This is a genomic window from Streptomyces sp. NPDC014882 (assembly GCF_043081325.1).
Lineage (GTDB): Bacteria > Actinomycetota > Actinomycetes > Streptomycetales > Streptomycetaceae > Streptomyces.
In genome coordinates, this window is sequence record NZ_JBIBWL010000007.1 from 153,127 (window position 1) to 168,757 (window position 15,631).

At 75.4% G+C, this 15,631-nt stretch carries 12 protein-coding genes and 1 pseudogene; 8 read left to right on the forward strand and 5 right to left on the reverse strand.

The genetic code is table 11. The annotated features are described in order from the left end of the window. The 6 genes from ACF09K_RS18435 to ACF09K_RS18460 all read left to right on the forward strand — a co-directional run bounded on the left by ACF09K_RS18435 (position 1) and on the right by ACF09K_RS18460 (position 6,334). A complete protein-coding gene (locus ACF09K_RS18435; RefSeq protein ID WP_392244767.1) occupies positions 1-2,853 on the forward strand; it encodes an NHLP bacteriocin export ABC transporter permease/ATPase subunit in 2,853 nt (950 codons plus the stop codon). 77 nt (positions 2,854-2,930) lie between these two features. Further along, on the forward strand, positions 2,931-3,938 hold the full coding sequence (locus ACF09K_RS18440; RefSeq protein ID WP_392244769.1) for a Ppx/GppA family phosphatase: 1,008 nt from the start codon (positions 2,931-2,933) through the stop codon (positions 3,936-3,938). Between the two features lie 71 nt (positions 3,939-4,009). Further along, positions 4,010-4,237: a hypothetical protein gene (locus tag ACF09K_RS18445; RefSeq protein WP_392244771.1), complete on the forward strand. Its 228-nt coding sequence runs from the start codon at positions 4,010-4,012 to the stop codon at positions 4,235-4,237. 236 nt (positions 4,238-4,473) lie between these two features. Further along, positions 4,474-5,481: an iron-containing redox enzyme family protein gene (locus ACF09K_RS18450; protein WP_392244773.1), complete on the forward strand. Its 1,008-nt coding sequence runs from the start codon at positions 4,474-4,476 to the stop codon at positions 5,479-5,481. 45 nt (positions 5,482-5,526) lie between these two features. Then, positions 5,527-6,156, forward strand: a complete 630-nt coding sequence (locus ACF09K_RS18455) for a HemK2/MTQ2 family protein methyltransferase (RefSeq protein ID WP_392244775.1) — start codon at positions 5,527-5,529, stop codon at positions 6,154-6,156. Then, a complete protein-coding gene (locus ACF09K_RS18460) occupies positions 6,137-6,334 on the forward strand; it encodes a CDGSH iron-sulfur domain-containing protein (protein WP_392244777.1) in 198 nt (65 codons plus the stop codon). Before ACF09K_RS18455 ends, ACF09K_RS18460 begins: the two co-directional genes overlap by 20 nt. 233 nt (positions 6,335-6,567) lie before the next feature. On the opposite strand, the gene ACF09K_RS18465 is transcribed toward ACF09K_RS18460, so the two are convergent. After that, on the reverse strand, positions 6,568-6,999 hold the full coding sequence (locus tag ACF09K_RS18465) for a protease inhibitor (RefSeq protein ID WP_392244779.1): 432 nt from the start codon (positions 6,997-6,999) through the stop codon (positions 6,568-6,570). A 398-nt stretch (positions 7,000-7,397) separates the two neighbouring features. Between ACF09K_RS18465 and ACF09K_RS18470 the strand changes: the two are divergent. Continuing rightward, positions 7,398-7,556, forward strand: a pseudogene (locus tag ACF09K_RS18470) (alpha-hydroxy-acid oxidizing protein); the annotation flags it as partial. Between the two features lie 27 nt (positions 7,557-7,583). Here the strand turns inward: ACF09K_RS18470 and ACF09K_RS18475 are convergent. The 4 genes from ACF09K_RS18475 to ACF09K_RS18490 form a co-directional block, all read right to left on the reverse strand. Then, complete coding sequence (locus ACF09K_RS18475; protein ID WP_392244781.1) at positions 7,584-9,233, reverse strand: ricin-type beta-trefoil lectin domain protein; 1,650 nt, start codon at positions 9,231-9,233, stop codon at positions 7,584-7,586. A 471-nt stretch (positions 9,234-9,704) separates the two neighbouring features. Further along, on the reverse strand, positions 9,705-10,082 hold the full coding sequence (locus ACF09K_RS18480; protein WP_392244783.1) for a toxin Doc: 378 nt from the start codon (positions 10,080-10,082) through the stop codon (positions 9,705-9,707). A gap of 3 nt (positions 10,083-10,085) precedes the next feature. After that, complete coding sequence (locus tag ACF09K_RS18485) at positions 10,086-10,331, reverse strand: hypothetical protein (RefSeq protein WP_392244785.1); 246 nt, start codon at positions 10,329-10,331, stop codon at positions 10,086-10,088. A 178-nt stretch (positions 10,332-10,509) separates the two neighbouring features. Then, a complete protein-coding gene (locus ACF09K_RS18490) occupies positions 10,510-12,750 on the reverse strand; it encodes a glycoside hydrolase family 9 protein (RefSeq protein WP_392244786.1) in 2,241 nt (746 codons plus the stop codon). Between the two features lie 318 nt (positions 12,751-13,068). On the opposite strand from ACF09K_RS18490, the gene ACF09K_RS18495 reads away from it, so the two are divergent. Beyond that, entirely contained in the window at positions 13,069-15,435 is a 2,367-nt protein-coding gene (locus tag ACF09K_RS18495; protein WP_392244788.1) for a SpoIIE family protein phosphatase, read from the forward strand. Positions 15,436-15,631 lie beyond the last annotated feature (196 nt).

The window sequence follows — 15,631 nt, forward strand, 5'->3', positions numbered from 1 at the left end:
ATGACGGCAGTGTCCGAGGGCGACGTCGTCCTGTCGGCGTTGGGGCACGCGGGCACGCGGGTGGACTGCACAGGGACCGGCCGGCTCGGTCTGGAGGGTCCGCAGGTGCTGTGGCTGGTCGCCGCCGGCGCGCTGGACCTGTTCGCGGTGGACGCCGAGCAGCAGGGCCACTGGCACCACCTGGGCCGGCTGGAGGCGGGCGCGCTGCTGCTCGGCCCGGTCGCCGGCCCCCGGCACACGCTGGTGGCCCGCCCGCTGCGCGGCTGCGTGGTCCACCGGATCGCCCTGCGCGAGCTGTACCGGCCCGCCGGCCCCCTGACCTGGTCCTGTGACGAGTACGGCAACCCCCTGCACGCACCGCCCGCGTCGAGCCCCCTGGAGTACGCCTTCGCCCTCGGCGTCGGCCGCGGACTGGCCGTCCTCTTCCAGGCGCCGACGGCCGACGGGCGGGCCGGGGAGGACGGGGGCGCCGCCGCGCGGACGCGCACGGGCACGCGGGACGACGACGAGGTGTTCTGGATGCAGGTGCCGCCCGGCAGCGTCCGGTACGGCTCGGAGTACGGAGCGGAGGCCGCCGCCGACCTGCTGATGGACCCGGCCCTGTGGCGGTCGGTGGTCGACCAGCAGCACCGCCTGCTGACCGCCCTGGACCGCTGGATCGAGCAGCTGGAGCACACCCACGAGACCCGCACGGCGGCCGGTTTCAGGGCCGGTGAGGCGGTGCGCGCGCAGGCCGACCGGACCCTGCTGGCGTCGATCGGCGGGAAGGCGGGGCCGCGCGCGACGGCCGCCGACGCGGACGCCACGTTCGCCGCCTGCCGGCTGGTCGCGCGGGCGGCCGGCATCGCCCTGGTGGAACCGGCCCGCGCGGGCGCCGGCGACGACCGCCTCGACCCGGTCGAGCGGATCGCGCTCGCCTCCCGCGTGCGCACCCGGGCCGTACGGCTGGACCGGCGCTGGTGGCGTGACGACGTCGGCCCGCTGGTCGGCCACCGGGCGCTGTCGGGGGCGCCGGTCGCCCTGCTGTGGCGGCGCGGCGGTTACGTCGCCGTCCACCCCGCGACCGGCCGCGAGACACCGGTGGAGAAGGCCAACGCGGCCGAGTTCGCGCCGCGGGCCGTCATGTTCTACCGCCCGCTGCCCGAGCGGCGGCTCGGCCCGCTCGGACTGCTGCGGTTCAGCATGCGGGACACCGGCCGCGACCTGGCGAACCTGCTGCTCGGCGGGCTCGTGACGGTGGCGGTCGGCGCGCTGGTGCCCGTCGCCACCGGCAAGGTGCTCGGCCAGTACGTGCCGAGGGCCCAGCCGGCGCTGATCGAGCAGGCCTGCCTGGCCGTGCTGATCGGCGGCGTGGTCGCGGCGGCGTTCATGCTGCTGCAGAACACGACGATCCTGCGGCTGGAGGGCCGCGTCGAGGCCACGCTCCAGCCGGCCGTGTGGGACAGGCTGCTGCGGCTGCCGACGAGGTTCTTCGCCGAGCGCTCCACGGGCGAGCTGGCGAGCGCGGCCATGGGGATCAGCGCGATCCGCGGGCTGCTGGCGGGCCTCGGCCCGTCGGTCGTCCAGTCCGTCACCGTCGGCGCCGTGAACCTGGGCCTGCTCCTCTGGTACAGCGTCCCGCTGGCACTGGCCGCGATCGGCATGCTCACCGTCGTCGCGGCCGTCTTCCTGGGACTCGGGCTGTGGCAGGTGCGCTGGCAGCGCAGGCTGGTCACGCTCTCCAACAAGCTGAACAACCAGGCGTTCCAGACCCTGCGGGGACTGCCGAAGCTGCGGATCGCGGCCGCCGAGAACTACGCCTACGCCGCCTGGGCCGGCGAGTTCGCCCGCAGCCGCGAACTCCAGCAGCGGCTCGGCCGGATCAGGAACCTCGGCACGGTGCTCGGCGCGGTCCACCTGCCGCTGTGCTCGCTGCTGATGTTCATGCTGCTGGCCGGTCCGGCGCGCGGCGCGCTGTCGGCGGCGGACTTCCTCACCTTCCACACGTCGATGACGATGCTCCTCACCTCGGTGACCTCGCTGACCGGCGCGTTCGTGTCGGCGGTGGCCGCGCTGCCGCTGTTCGAGGAGATCCGCCCGGTGCTGGAGGCCGCCCCGGAGGTGCGGGCGGCCGGCGCCCGGCCGGGCCCGCTGTCCGGCGCGGTGGAGGCCCGCCGGCTGTCGTTCCGCTACTCCGACGACGGCCCCCTGGTCCTGGACGACGTGTCCTTCGCGGTGCGGCCGGGCGAGTTCGTGGCGGTCGTCGGCCCCAGCGGCTGCGGCAAGTCCACCCTGCTGCGCCTGCTCATCGGCTTCGACCGCCCGCTCTCGGGCAGCGTGCTGTACGACGGGCAGGACCTGGCGGCCCTCGACCGGTCGGCCGTGCGCCGGCAGTGCGGGGTGGTGCTCCAGCACGCCCAGCCGTTCACCGGCTCGGTCCTGGACGTCATCTGCGGCACCGGGTCGTACACGCCCGAGGAGGCGATGGCGGCGGCGGCGATGGCGGGGCTCGCGGAGGACATCGGGCGGATGCCGATGGGGCTGCACACGATCGTCTCGGGCAGCGGCTCGGTCTCGGGCGGTCAGCGCCAGCGGCTGATGATCGCCCAGGCGCTGATCCGGCGGCCGCGGATCCTCTTCCTCGACGAGGCCACCAGCGCCCTGGACAACGAGACCCAGCGCACGGTCATCGACAGCACCCGGGGGCTCGACGCCACCCGCGTCGTCATCGCCCACCGTCTGTCGACGGTGCTGGACGCCGACCGGATCGTGGTCATGGAGGACGGCAGGGTCGTCGAGGAGGGCCCGCCGTCGCAGCTGCTCGCGGACCCCGGCGGCCGGCTGCGCGAGCTGGTGCGGCGGCAGCTCGCCTGAGGCGGCGGCGCCCGTGTGAGCAAGTCGGCCACCGCGGCGTGACGTAGGGAGCGGTTGCGCCGGGTACTCGCCCCGCCATGAGAATCAGCGTGCTGGACGTGGGATCCAACGCCGTGCGGCTGGTGGTGGCGGACGCGCAGGACGGCGTTCCGCTGCCGGTGCACACGGCGAAGTGGCGGCTGCGGCTGTCCGAACGGGTCAGGCCGGGTGAACCCATACCCGACGAGGCGATCGCGCACCTGGTCGACGCGGTCGACGCCGCGAACCGTACGGCGGCCCGCTGGGGCGCGACGAGCCCGCTGGCCTTCGCGACCGCCATGGTGCGCAACGCCCCGAACCGGCAGGAGGTGCTGCGCACGGTCACCGCGCGCGGCGGTGTCCCGCTGTGCACCCTGCCGGGCGAGGTGGAGGCCGAGCTGACGTTCCTCGGGGCGCGGCGCTGGATGGGCTGGCGGGCGGGGCCGCTCGCGCTGATGGACATCGGCGGCGGCTCCTTCGAGGTGGCGTTCGGGCGGGGCCGGCTGCCGGACTTCGTGGCGTCGCTGCCGCTGGGGGCCGGACGGCTGACCCACGAGTTCTTCCCGGACCAGGACCCGCCGCCCCCGCACCGGGTGCGCGAGCTGCGCCGCAAGGTCCGCCACCAGCTCCGGGACGTGGCCGCCCGGATCCGCTGGGAGGGGCCGCGCACCGCGGTGGTCACCTCCCGCACGTTCCAGCAGCTGGCCCGGTTGTGCGGGGCGCCGCCCGGCCGCCACGGCCCGTTCGTCGCCCGCACGCTGGACTCCGCCGACCTGGGCGAGGCGGTGGTCCGGCTGGCCCGGCTGCCGGTCGCCGCCCGCGCCGAACTGCCCGGCATCTCCGCCCCGCGCGCCGCGCAGAGCCTGGCCGGGGCGGTGGTCGGGCACACGGCGATGAAGCTGATCGGCCTGAGGACGGTCACCGTCTGCCCGTGGGCGATCCGCGAGGGCATCATGCTGCGGCACATCGAGGACGGCTCGTCCTGGTGGGCGGAGGTGATCCGGCTCTCCGAGGAGTCGGAACCCGCGCAGCCGGTGCCCCTGCGGGTCGCGGCCGCCGCGAACTGACCGGACCCGGCCGGGCGCCGCGCGGCGGCGGAGGCCCGGCATCCGAGAGGACGAGAAGAAGGGAACCGCCCATGTCGGAGAACGCCAAGCACCCCGGGGACCGGCACGCGCACGAGGAGCGGGACGCCGGCGAGGACCGGCGGGACCCGCCCCGGACCGCGCTCGAAGAGGTGATGCGGGAGATCGAGGAGGCCGAACGCCGCACCGACGAGGAGCAGGCGGCCCGCCGCGGCCGCGGCGAGGCCTCCGAGGCCGTCACCCCGAACACCCGGGCCCAGGAGGAGTCCCGGGGGGACTGACGGCCACCGGGCCGGAGCCGCCCGGCCGGGAGCCACCGGCCGGGAGCCGCCGGACGACGCCCCGGAGGAAGCCGGCAGGGCGGCTCGGCCGCCGTCCCCCGGCCCGCCGGGCCCGCCCGACGGGCCCGGTCCGGCCCGGGGGACGGACCAGGGGACGGACCCGGGGGACGGCCCGGGAGACGGACCGGGGGACGGACCGGGCGGATGACCGGCGGCCGGGAGGGTACCCGGCGCCCATGGCACACGAAGGACCACGGCTGCCCGCCGCCCGCGGCCCCCTCTCCACGGCTGTCCGGGAGTACCTGCTGGGTGCGGGCCCCCTGCCGCCCGCCGACGCGGCGGCGGCCGCGCCCGCGTACGGTGACGACCTCCAGCTGGCCCTCTACCTCTGCTACGAGCTGCACTACCGCGGCTTCGGCGGGGTGGACGCCGACCTGGAGTGGGACCCCGGCCTGCTGCGGCTGCGCGCCGCGCTCGAGGACCGCTTCCTGACCGCCCTGCGCGCCGACACGCCGGTCCACGACAGCGTCGAGGACGCGGTCGCGGAACTGCTCGTCGAGCCGGTGGACGGCGGCGGGGTCTCCCACTTCCTGCGCGACGAGGGCGAGTTGTGGCAGCTGCGCGAGTACGCGGCCCAGCGTTCCCTCTACCACCTCAAGGAGGCCGACCCGCACGCCTGGGTGCTGCCGAGGCTGTGGGGGCGCGCCAAGGCGGGGATGGCGGCGGTGGAGTTCGACGAGTACGGCGGCGGCCGCCCCGACCGGGTGCACGCGCGGCTGTTCGCGGACCTGATGACGGACCTCGGCCTGGACACCGCGTACGGCCGCTACCTGGACGCCGCATGCGCCGAGACGCTGGCCACGGTGAACGTCATGTCGCTGCTCGGCCTGCACCGTTCTCTGCGCGGCGCGCTGATCGGTCACTTCGCGACGGTGGAGATCACCTCCTCGCCGGGTTCCCGGCGGCTCGCGGAGGCGATGCGCCGCGCGGACGCCGGCCCGGCCGCCGAGCACTTCTACGACGAGCACGTCGAGGCCGACGCGGTCCACGAGCAGGTCGTACGGCACGACGTGATCGGCGGGCTGCTGGAGGAGGAGCCGCACCTCGCCGCCGACGTGGCGTTCGGCGTCGGCGTGACCACCTTGCTGGAGGACCGGCTGGCCGCACGGCTGCTCGCCTCCTGGCGCGCCGGCCGTTCCTCGCTGCGCACCCCCCTCCCGTCCGGAACGGCTCATGTTTCTTGATTGCCGGGGTACTCGGCGGGCGTGAATCCGCTGGTACTTCCGGGCGTGTACGCCCCTCAGGAGGACACCGACCTGCTGGCCGGGGCGCTGTCCGAAGAACCTCTGTCGCCGGGCTCGGACGTCCTCGACGTCGGTACCGGCTCCGGTGCGCTGGCCCTGGAGGCGGCGCGGCTCGGGACCCGCGTGACCGCCGTCGACGTGTCCCGGCGAGCGGTGTACGCCGCCCGCTGGAACGCGCGGCGGGCCGGGCTGCCGGTGCGCGTGCTGCGCGGGAACCTCTTCGAACCGGTGCGGGGGCGGACCTTCGACCTGGTCCTCGCCAATCCGCCGTACGTACCCGCTCCGACCGGCGGCCGCGCGCCGCGCGGACCGGCCCGGGCCTGGGACGCGGGCGGCGACGGCCGGCTGCTGCTGGACCGGATCTGCCGCGAGGCGCCGGCGCTGCTGCGGCCGGGCGGGGTGCTGCTGATGGTGCACTCCGCGCTGAGCGATCCGGACCGGACCGTCCGGCATCTGCGCGCGGCGGACCTGAAGGCGTCCGTGACCCGCAGGCGGCGCATTCCGTTCGGGCCGGTCCTGCGCTCCCGGGAGGAGTGGCTGCGGCGGCGGGGCCTGCTGTCCGGTGACGAGAACAACGAGGAACTGGTGGTCGTCCGTGCCGAACTCCCCCGCTGAGCGGCCGTGCCGGCTCAGCGTGCAGCGCAAGGGGCCCCTGCTCGTCGAGGGGCCCGTCGAGGTGGAGCTGGAGGACGGCTCCACCGTCGTCTCCGACCGCTTCCGGGTGGCCCTGTGCACCTGCCGGCGCAGCCGCCGCTATCCGTGGTGCGACACGAGCCACCGCGACCGGGCCTGAGCCAGCCTGATCCGGCCTGATCCGGGCCGGGACCAGCCCGGTCCCGGCCGATTCCGGCCGGTCCGCTCCGCTCCGCGGGGCGTCGTGCGCGCATGTGCCAGGGGCCGGCGGGCGGCCCCACTCCGCCCGGCCGGCCCCTGGTCGCGGGATCGCCGTGGTTGTCCGTGTCAGTGGCTCGCACTCCCCACGTCACGAGCCGTTCTCGTTGCCCACGGAGCCACGCGACCCCGGTCTCAGAACGCGAAGAGAGCACTCCCGGAGGAGTTCTTCACGCACTCGTTGGAGAAGGTGCGCTCGTAGGAGACGCGCTTGCCCTGCCACACGCCGTCGACCGTGACGACCACCGGGTCGTACTGCCTGGTGCACCAGGCGTCACCCGGGCCGGCCAGCAGCTCGAGGTCGCCGCCCGCCGTCCGCAGTTCGGCGCAGGCCGCGGCCGGGGCGGGGTGGCTGCCCGAGGGGCCCGGCGCACAGGTGAGGGTGACGGCACGGGCCGGGCTGACGGCGGCGGCGCTCTCTCCGTGCCCGAGGGTCAGCACCAGGGCCGACGGGGCGTAGAGCGAGGCCGGGGCGGCCGGAGCGGCGAGCGCGGACCCGGTGAGGGGTCCGCAGACTGCGGTGGCCGTGAGGCCGAGGGTCGCTGCCCAGCGCGCGGTGTTCCGCATTGTGTGCATCCTTCCGCTCGTTTCGAGGTGTGCCGGTCCGACTCGGTCGGTGCCGAACGCGGCGAGCGCGAGTCTGCCGACTCCGCCGCCGGAACTCACATCGACCCCACGCCTTTCGGTAACCTTGCGTATTGAATCAGTGGCGCGAAGTAACGGAGTTCGAACGTTCCAACCGCCCGGGCAAGCGCTTCATGATCCCTTCACCGGCCCGGGTGTCCGGTTTCCGTAGGCTCGGCAATCGTCCGGAAACATTCGCCCGCGGACCGGCGCGCCTCCTCCCGGGACCGCGGCGGCCGGCCCGCCGGGCCCTGTCCGGCGGCCTCCGGGCCGTCGTCCGCTCCGCCGCCACCGGCCGCCATGGTCGCCGTGGAGCGCGGCTCGACGACGAGGGGCGGCGCGGGCGGCCGTACGTCTACGGCCTCGGCCTGGACGGACAGTCCGGCGTGGAGCACGTGATCCGCCGCCTGCTCGCCGAACCGGACCTCACGCCGGCCCTGTCCGGTCACGCCGGCCCGGCGACCGCCGGACCGGCGGACCTGGAGGAGGACACCGGGTGACGGCCGTCGGCCCGGCGGACGCGTCGTTCAGGCGGTGTGGTCCGGCAGTTCGACGGGCCGCGCCGCGGGCGGCTCGGTGCCGGTGATCGACAGCGAGCCGGTGGCGGCCGGTATCGCGTCGGTCTGCCAGCGCTGTCCGTCGGAGCGGTCGCGGACCTTGACGACGACGTCCGCGCCGGGGTCCGCGCCGGCCCCGGCGAGGGCGAGGGAGTCGCTCCAGCGGGGCAGCAGTTCCCCGCGCGGCGTGAGGTCGTAGCGGACGTCGCGGGCGCGCGGGGTGTCGGTGCCCGTGCACGCCTCCAGGATGACGACGCCGGCGTCCGCGTGGGAGTCCGCGCACAGCCGCGGTTCGGCCAGGCTGCGCAGCTGCCCGTCCTCCTCGTACGACCACTGCTGGGACCGGTCGTCCGAGCAGTCCGCCAGTTCCAGCGCGGCGCCCGCCCTGGCCTCGCCCCGGACGTCCAGGCACAGGTCGGCGGCGAGGTCGCGCAGCCGGGTCTGCCGCGGGGCGTCGGGGAGCCGGGCGGTGTCGGGAGCCGGGGGAACCGTCGGGGTGGCCCGGGACCCGGTGCCGGAGGAGGCCGTGCCGCCCGCCGGGAAGGCGGCCGGGCCGGCGGTGCCGTCGTCGGTCCACAGGCCGGCGGCGAGCAGGGTGGTGAGCAGACCGGCCCCGGCGAGGCCCACACCCGTGTACAGGGCTCGCGGGGAGCGCGGGCCGCCGCCGGGCTCGCGGCGGCGGCCGGGCGCGGGGAGGCGGGTGAACAGCCCCGCGGCGCGGCGCGTGCCGCGGGGGCGGCCGCCGCGGTGCCGGGCGGAGCCGCGCAGGCGCACGGACTGCCGGCCGGCGCGGCCGGGCCGGGACTCGACGTAGCGGCGGGCTCCCCAGCCGAGGACCGCCTCGGCGAGCAGGATGCCCAGGTCGCCCTCGAAGTGGCCGAGTTGTTCCGCCGCGGCACGGCAGTAGCGGCAGGCGTCCAGATGGCGGCGGACGTCCGGCAGGAGGTCGCCGCCGCGGCCTATGGGGACGTCGAGGAGACGGTTGTAGAACCGGCACTCCTTGCCGGGCGCGAGTTCCCGGTGGGCGCGGACGCAGCCCTCGCGCAGCTTCTCCCGGGCCTGTTCGTGCACGGAGGTCACGGTGTCGGTGTCCATGCCGAGCAGGCCGGCGGCGACGGTGACGCGTTCGGCCTCGACCTCGACGTGCCAGAGCACGCAGCGGGCGACCGGGGGCAGGCCTTCGAAGGCGCGTGCCGCGAGCAGCCGGTTCTCGGGGGTCGGGGACGTGGCGGCCTTCATCCCCCGGGCGCCGGCCGGCTTGCCGAGGTCGGGCAGGGACGCGGAGAGCGACTCGTCGGCGGCCCACAGGCGGACGGTGTCGCGCACGGTGACCAGCAGGCGGGGCCGCAGCGCGGTGCCGGGCTCGCCCAGCTTCAGGCGGTCGAGGACCTGGTGGAAGGCGGCGGTGGTGACCATGGAGGCGGCGCCGGTGGACGAGGCGAGGCAGATCACCGCGTAGTCGTGCACCGGCTGCCAGTGCCGCGCGATGAGCATCGCGGTGGACTGGGCCACCTCGGCGTCCGTCCCCCCGCGGGTCCCCGCGGCGAGGGACTCGTCGGATTCCCCGGGTCCCGAGCCGGGCGGGGGGTAGGGCGGGCGAGGGGGCTGGGGGGTGAGCACGGTGCGGCTTCCTTCGGTACGTACCTGTCCGGCGCGGCGGGAGCACGTGTCCGCCTCCGCCGGCGAACACGGGGCGCCCGGCCCCGGCCCCCGCACGAGTGGCTCACCTTCGCACAACCGAGTCGCGCACAACAAGCCGCCGGGGCTTCCCGGCCGCTGTTGAAAAGATGTCGACAGGCGGCGCCCGTTGCGTCCCGCTTCCGCCTGTTCCTGATCTCCCCTCCGCCGCGCGCCGCCCGGGTCCCGTGCGGTCCGTCAGATCCCCGCGATCCGCGGGAGGCGGGCGCACGCGGTCCCGGCGCGCGCGGCGTGCGCGGCGCGCGGTGGACGCGGCGCGCGGTGGACGCGGCGCGCGGTGGACGCGGCGCGCGGTGGACGGGGAGCGGCCGTTCCCCGGCGGCCACGCGCGGGCCGGCGGCGGTTCTCCTCGCGCGAGACGGCCGCCCGCCCGGGAGGCCCCCGGGCCCTTCCTCAGATCTGCCAGGACCGCAGCCGGTCGGCCGCGCCGTAGACGTCGGTCCTGCCGTCGATCAGGTCGCGGGTCAGGTCGACGAGGGCGCCGTAGGGCGGGTCGATGCCGACGCCGCTGACGAACATGTAGGCCACCGCCGTCGCGCTGGCGAAGCGGGCGTTGGCCGAGGGCAGGGGCCTGAGCAGCGCGAGGGTGTGCAGCAGCGCGGCGGCCCGCCAGGCCGGGTCGGAGTCCACGCCGAGCCGCGGCGGGTCGACCCGGTGGCGGGCGACGGCGGCGACGAGCGCGGAGAAGTCGTTGACGGTCGGCTGGTCCGGCAGGACCTCTTCGTGGCGCTGGAGCAGCCAGGGCACGTCGATGTGGATGACGGGTGTCATCGGTCAGGCGACCCGTCCCTCGCCCCGGACGGGCGCCTCGTCGTCGGGGAACGCCGCGGCGAACTCGTCGGCGTGGGTGGCGAAGAACCTGCGGAAGGCCTTCGCCCCCTCCTGGAGCGCCCGGTGCCTGGCTATGTCGGCGGCGGCGGCCTCCCGGACGAGCGCCTTCATCGACGTACCGCGCTCCTTGGCGATCTGCCGCAGGTCCTCCAGCTCGCGATCGCTGAATTCCACGTTGAGGGCTGGCATGTCCCTCACGGTACCGCTCGGGTACTTGCTCGTAAATATCCCCTGGTCACACTGAGGGGAAGGCGGTACCGAACGGTGCCCGAGCGATCCTGCCGCCGATCGTTTCCGGGCAGTTTCGGACACCGTTCGGCCACCGGCGGTCGGGCGGCGGCCCCTCTCGCCGGCCGCCGCCCGGCCGCTACCCCTGGTCGGCCACGAAGGAGGCCATCCGAGCCAGGGCGGCGTTCCAGTTGATCGCCGTCTCGTTCGTCGACCAGGACTGGATGTCGTCGATGTAGCAGAACTGCCCGACGCAGTCCTTCAGTTTCGCCTGGGCGAGGGGGTCCTGGATGCTGGAGTTCGGGCCGCCCGCGAGCGTGCCGGCCGGGGGGCTCGGCAGCTGGGGGTCGAGCTGGTTGGCGTACCAGCGGCTGTGCTGCCGGTGGGCGGCGACGTCGCCGTAGCCGGTGACGTAGGAGATGTTCAGCGCGTTGCGGCCGAGGATGTTGTCCATCGCCTGGACGGCTCCGTCGCGGTACTTCGAGGCGCCGGTGATGTCGTAGGCGGTGGCGACGACCACGGCGTTGTTGAGGACCTGGTGGGCGGAGCCCCAGTCGTAGCGGTTGTCCTCCGGCGCGTACGGCATCCCGTACGCCTGGCCGCGCAGGGTCGCGAGGTAGGCGTCCGCGCCCTTGACGACCGAGCGGCGCACCTTGTCGCGGCCGGGCAGGCGGCTGGGGACGGTCGCGAGGTCGAGGCGGGCCGCGGCGGCGGTCCGGGACCAGTCGAAGCCCCGGGGGACGAAGACGTCGGCCGTGTGCGCCGGGGAGTTCAGGACGTGGTCGGAGAACTGCCGCTCACCGGTGGTGAGATACAGCTCGGCGGCCGCCCAGTAGAACTCGTCGGTGACGTCGTCGTCGTTGTAGGCGCCGCCGCCGGTGCCGTCGGCCGGGTCGGCGTACACGGCGGGGTGGGCGAGGGCGGCCGTCCAGGCCTTGCGGGCGGCGCTCAGCGCGCGGGCGGCGAAGGCCTTGTCGTAGGGCTTGTACAGGCGGGCCGCCTGGGCGGCGGTCGCGGCCAGGTTCAGGGTCGCGGCGGTGGTCGGCGGGTGCAGTTCGCGCTTCTGCGGGTCGTCGCTCGGCAGCATCGGCAGGCCGGTCCACTGCTCGTCGTGGACCTTGTGGTGCGCCATGCCGGCCAGCGGCCGGCCGTCCGGCACCTGCATCCTCAGCAGGAACTCCAGTTCCCAGCGGGCCTCGTCGAGGACGTCCGGCACCTTGTTGCCGCTCTCGGGGAGCGCGAGGGTGCCGTCGCCGAGCTTCGCCGGGTCGCCGGTGCGGGCCGTCAGGGCGCGTTCGTGGGTGCTGAGCAGCTCCCAGGTGGCGATGCCGCCGTTCACGACGTACTTGCCGTGGTCGCCGGCGTCGTACCAGCCGCCGGAGACGTCGAGGGTGTAGTCGCACACGCCCGGCTGGCACGGTACGGAGGTGTCGCCCTGGTTGGGGGCGACGCCGAGGTGACCCGCGGCCCTGCCGTAGCCGGGCCGCAGGTCGTCGCGGATCGCGATGCCGCTGCGCTGCGGGTAGTAGTACTTGACGGCGTCCAGGCGCAGCCGTTCGTAGGCGGCCGTGCCGATGTCGAAGGGGTGGCTGGTCTCGCCGTCGACGACCAGGGTGAAGCCGGTGCCGCGGGTGCGGTAGGCGCCGAAGTCGACGGAGTGGACGTGCTGTCCGGAGGAGGCGTCGAGGCCGCGGGGCACGGTCCAGCCGCGCGCGACGGCCGCGCCGCCGGCGTTCCTCAGCTCCCAGGGCAGCTTCCCGGTGGCGTCGGTGACGACGGTGGCGTTCTTCGGGCCGGCGGGCAGGTAGCCGACCTGGTTGACGCGCACCCGCGGCCCGGTGTCCGGCTCGTACACCTCCGGCGGCACTCCGCCCAGCAGGGACACGTCGTCGAGGCAGAACCGCCACGGATCGGCGCTGCCGCCGACCTGGAAGGCCACCTGGCCCTCGGCGGAGTCGACCTGCGAGGTGAAGGTGTAGGAGTACGACCCGGCCGATTCGGTGAGCACCGGGCTCGCCTCCTGCCAGGTGTCGTACGGCGCCACGGCCTGGCCGACGATCGCCCGCACCACGTGCCCCTCGGGCACGCCGGAGGCCTTGAAGGAGAACCGGTAGGTCTCCCCCGCGACCAGGCTGATGCCGCCCTGTCCGACGGCGGAGTCCCAGCGGTTGACGGTGCCGCCCGGCACGTCAGCGCACAGCCGGCCCTCCGACGGGGCGGCGGTGACGTTGCTGGACCACCACGCGTCGGCGCCGGCGTCGAAGGTGCCGTTCTTGACCTGCTCGACCTCCTCGGCCCCGGCCTGCGGCACGGGCAGCGCGGTGAGGGCCGTGCCCAGCAGGGCTGCCAGGGACAGCAGGGTGGTTCTGCGTCGTTTCACGTCCGAAGCTCCTCCGGAAGGGGCGGGAGCGCTCGGCGACGATACGGTGGGAGCGCTCCCAATGACGGTCGGAGGACATGTTTGTTGCACTCATGACACTCCGTCAACGGTCCGGACCGGACGGCTTCGAAAGTGATCACGCGCGCCGCGGTCCGGACGGAGGCCCGCCCGCCGGGGTCCGCCCTCCGGGGTCGCCCGCCCGGCGGTCCCACCGGTCGAAGGGCGTCGCGGGGCGGGCGGGAACGCCACGACAGGGCCTACGCTGGAGCGGACGTGGCGCGCCCGTTCACTGTGAGTTCCCGCGATGGAGTGGCGACGATGAGCCCGGAGTACCCGTTCGACGAGGCCGCGACGGCCCGGGTGGTCATCGACGACACCGGCACGGTCGTCGGGTGGAACGAGGGTGCGCGAGCCCTGCTGGGCTGGGCCCCGGCCGAGGTCGTGGGACGCCCCGCCGGCGAGCTGCTGGCCGAGGGGCGTCTCCCCGCGGCGGCCGCCCCCCGCTGGGACGGCACGCTCGCGCTGCGCCACCGGGACGGCCGATCGGTGCGGATCTGGGTGCTCGCCCACCACCGCCCGCCCCGCGACGGCGCCCCGGCCACCTGGCTCGTGGTGACCCCGCTCCCCCGGGCCGGCGCCGGCTCCCACGACGACGTTCTGGCCACGGCGGCGCTGGCGCAGTCACCGTGCGCCGTCGCCGTCTACGACGAGCGGCTGCGGCTGGCCCGGATCAACGACGCCATGGCCGAGGTGATCGGGCTGCCCGAGGAGCGCGTCAGGGGCCTGCGGGTCTCCGAGATCGGCGGCCGGGCGCAGAGCGCGGAACTGGAGGGGCACATGCTCGGGGTGCTCACCGGCGGGCGGGCGAAGGACGTCCAGATCCACACGCGCACCGGCGGCGAGGCGCGCGCGCACGCCTGGCTGGCCAGGTTCGCGCCGGTCACCGACGCCGCGGGCCGCGTGCGCGGGGTGTGCCTGGCCGCGCACGACTTCACCGAGAACCACCTCGCCCGCGAGCGGCTGCAACTGGTCAACGAGGCGAGCGTGCGGATCGGCAGCACCCTCGACGTCACCCGGACGGCGCAGGAGCTGGCCCAGGTCTGCGTGCCCGCGCTCGCCGACTTCGTCAGCGTCGACCTGCTGGACCCGCGGGGGGAGGCGGAGCACCCGGTCCGCTTCACCGCTCCGCTGGGCCTGCGCCGTGCCGCTCACCACTGGGTCGATCCCGGCGGCTCGGTGGCCGTGGTCGAGCCCGGCGAGGTCCAGGACTACCCGGCGGGATCGCCGCAGGCCGACTCCCTGCTGGCGGGACGCACCGTCCTCGCCTCCGTGGGCGGGCTCGACACCTGGCCGGCCCGGGATCCCCTGCGCGGTGAGCGGGTCCGCGAGTTCGGCGTCCACGCCACGCTGTCCGTACCCGTGAAGGCCCGCGGCGTGACGCTCGGCGTGGCGGTCTTCACCCGGTACCGGCGGCCGGACCCCTTCACCCCGGACGACGTGCTGCTCGCCGAGGAGATCACCGCCCGGGCCGCGGTCTGCATCGACAACGCCCGCCGGTACTCCCGCGAGCGGGACACCGCCCTCGCCCTGCAGCGCAGCCTGCTGCCGCGGACCCTGCCGGACACCCTCGCCGTCCACGCCGCCTCGCGCTACCTGCCGGCCACCCGCACCGGGGTGGGCGGCGACTGGTTCGACGTGATCCCGCTGTCCGGGATGCGGGTCGCCATGGTCGTCGGGGACGTGGTCGGGCAGGGCGTCCAGGCCTCCGCCACGATGGGCCGGCTGCGGACCGCCGTGCGCACCCTCGCCGACATCGACCTGGCCCCCGAGGAGCTGCTCACCCACCTCGACGACCTGGTCGTCCGGCTGTCGGAGGAGGCCGGCGGCGAGGGCGACCCGGGCGAGGTGGGCGCGAGCTGCCTCTACGCGGTGTACGACCCCGTGTCCCGACGCTGCACGCTCGCCCGGGCCGGGCACCCCCCGCCGGTGCTGCTGCGGCCGGGCGGGGAGCCGCGCCGGGTCGAACTGCCCGCCGGTCCCGCGCTGGGCGTCGGCGGACTGCCCTTCGAGGCGGCCGAGCTGGAGCTGGCCGAGGGCAGTGTGCTGGCCTTCTACACGGACGGGCTGATCGAGTCCCGCGAGCGGGACGCGGACACCGGTCTCCGGCTGCTGAGCAAGACCCTCGCCGCGTACTCGGGCTCCCTCGACGAGACCTGCGACCGGGTGCTGCACGCCCTGCTGCCGCAGGGCGGGGCCTCCGACGACGTGGCCCTGCTGCTCGCCCGCACCCGCGGGCTGCCCTCCTCGCAGGTCGCCACCTGGGACATTCCCGCGGACCCCGCGCTCGTGGCGCCGATCCGCCGGCAGGCGGTCGAGCAGCTCGCGCGCTGGGAGCTGAGCGAGCACTCCTTCACGACGGAGCTGGTGGTCAGCGAGCTGGTCACCAACGCCATCCGGTACGGCGCCAAGCCCATCCGGTTGCGGCTGATCCACGATGCGGCCACCCTGATCTGCGAGGTCTCCGACACCAGCCACACCGCGCCGCACCTGCGCCGGGCGAAGACCTTCGACGAGGGCGGCCGGGGACTGCTGCTGGTGGCCCAGCTCACCCAGCGGTGGGGCAGCCGGCACAACGCGGAGGGCAAGACGATCTGGGCGGAGCTGGGACTGCTCGGGGAGGACTGAGGGCGGCCGGGCCGGCGGGTGAGCGGCGTGTCGGCCGTGTCCCCGGCGGGCACCCGTCCCGAGTATCCGTCCCGGGTACCCGGAGCGGGGTGACGCGGCATCGGAGGGTGGAGCGACGATGGCAGATTCGGCTCTGGCTCATGCGGACCGGTCGTCCGGGGACCCGGCACGCCCGTCCCCGCCGGGTTCGTCCCCG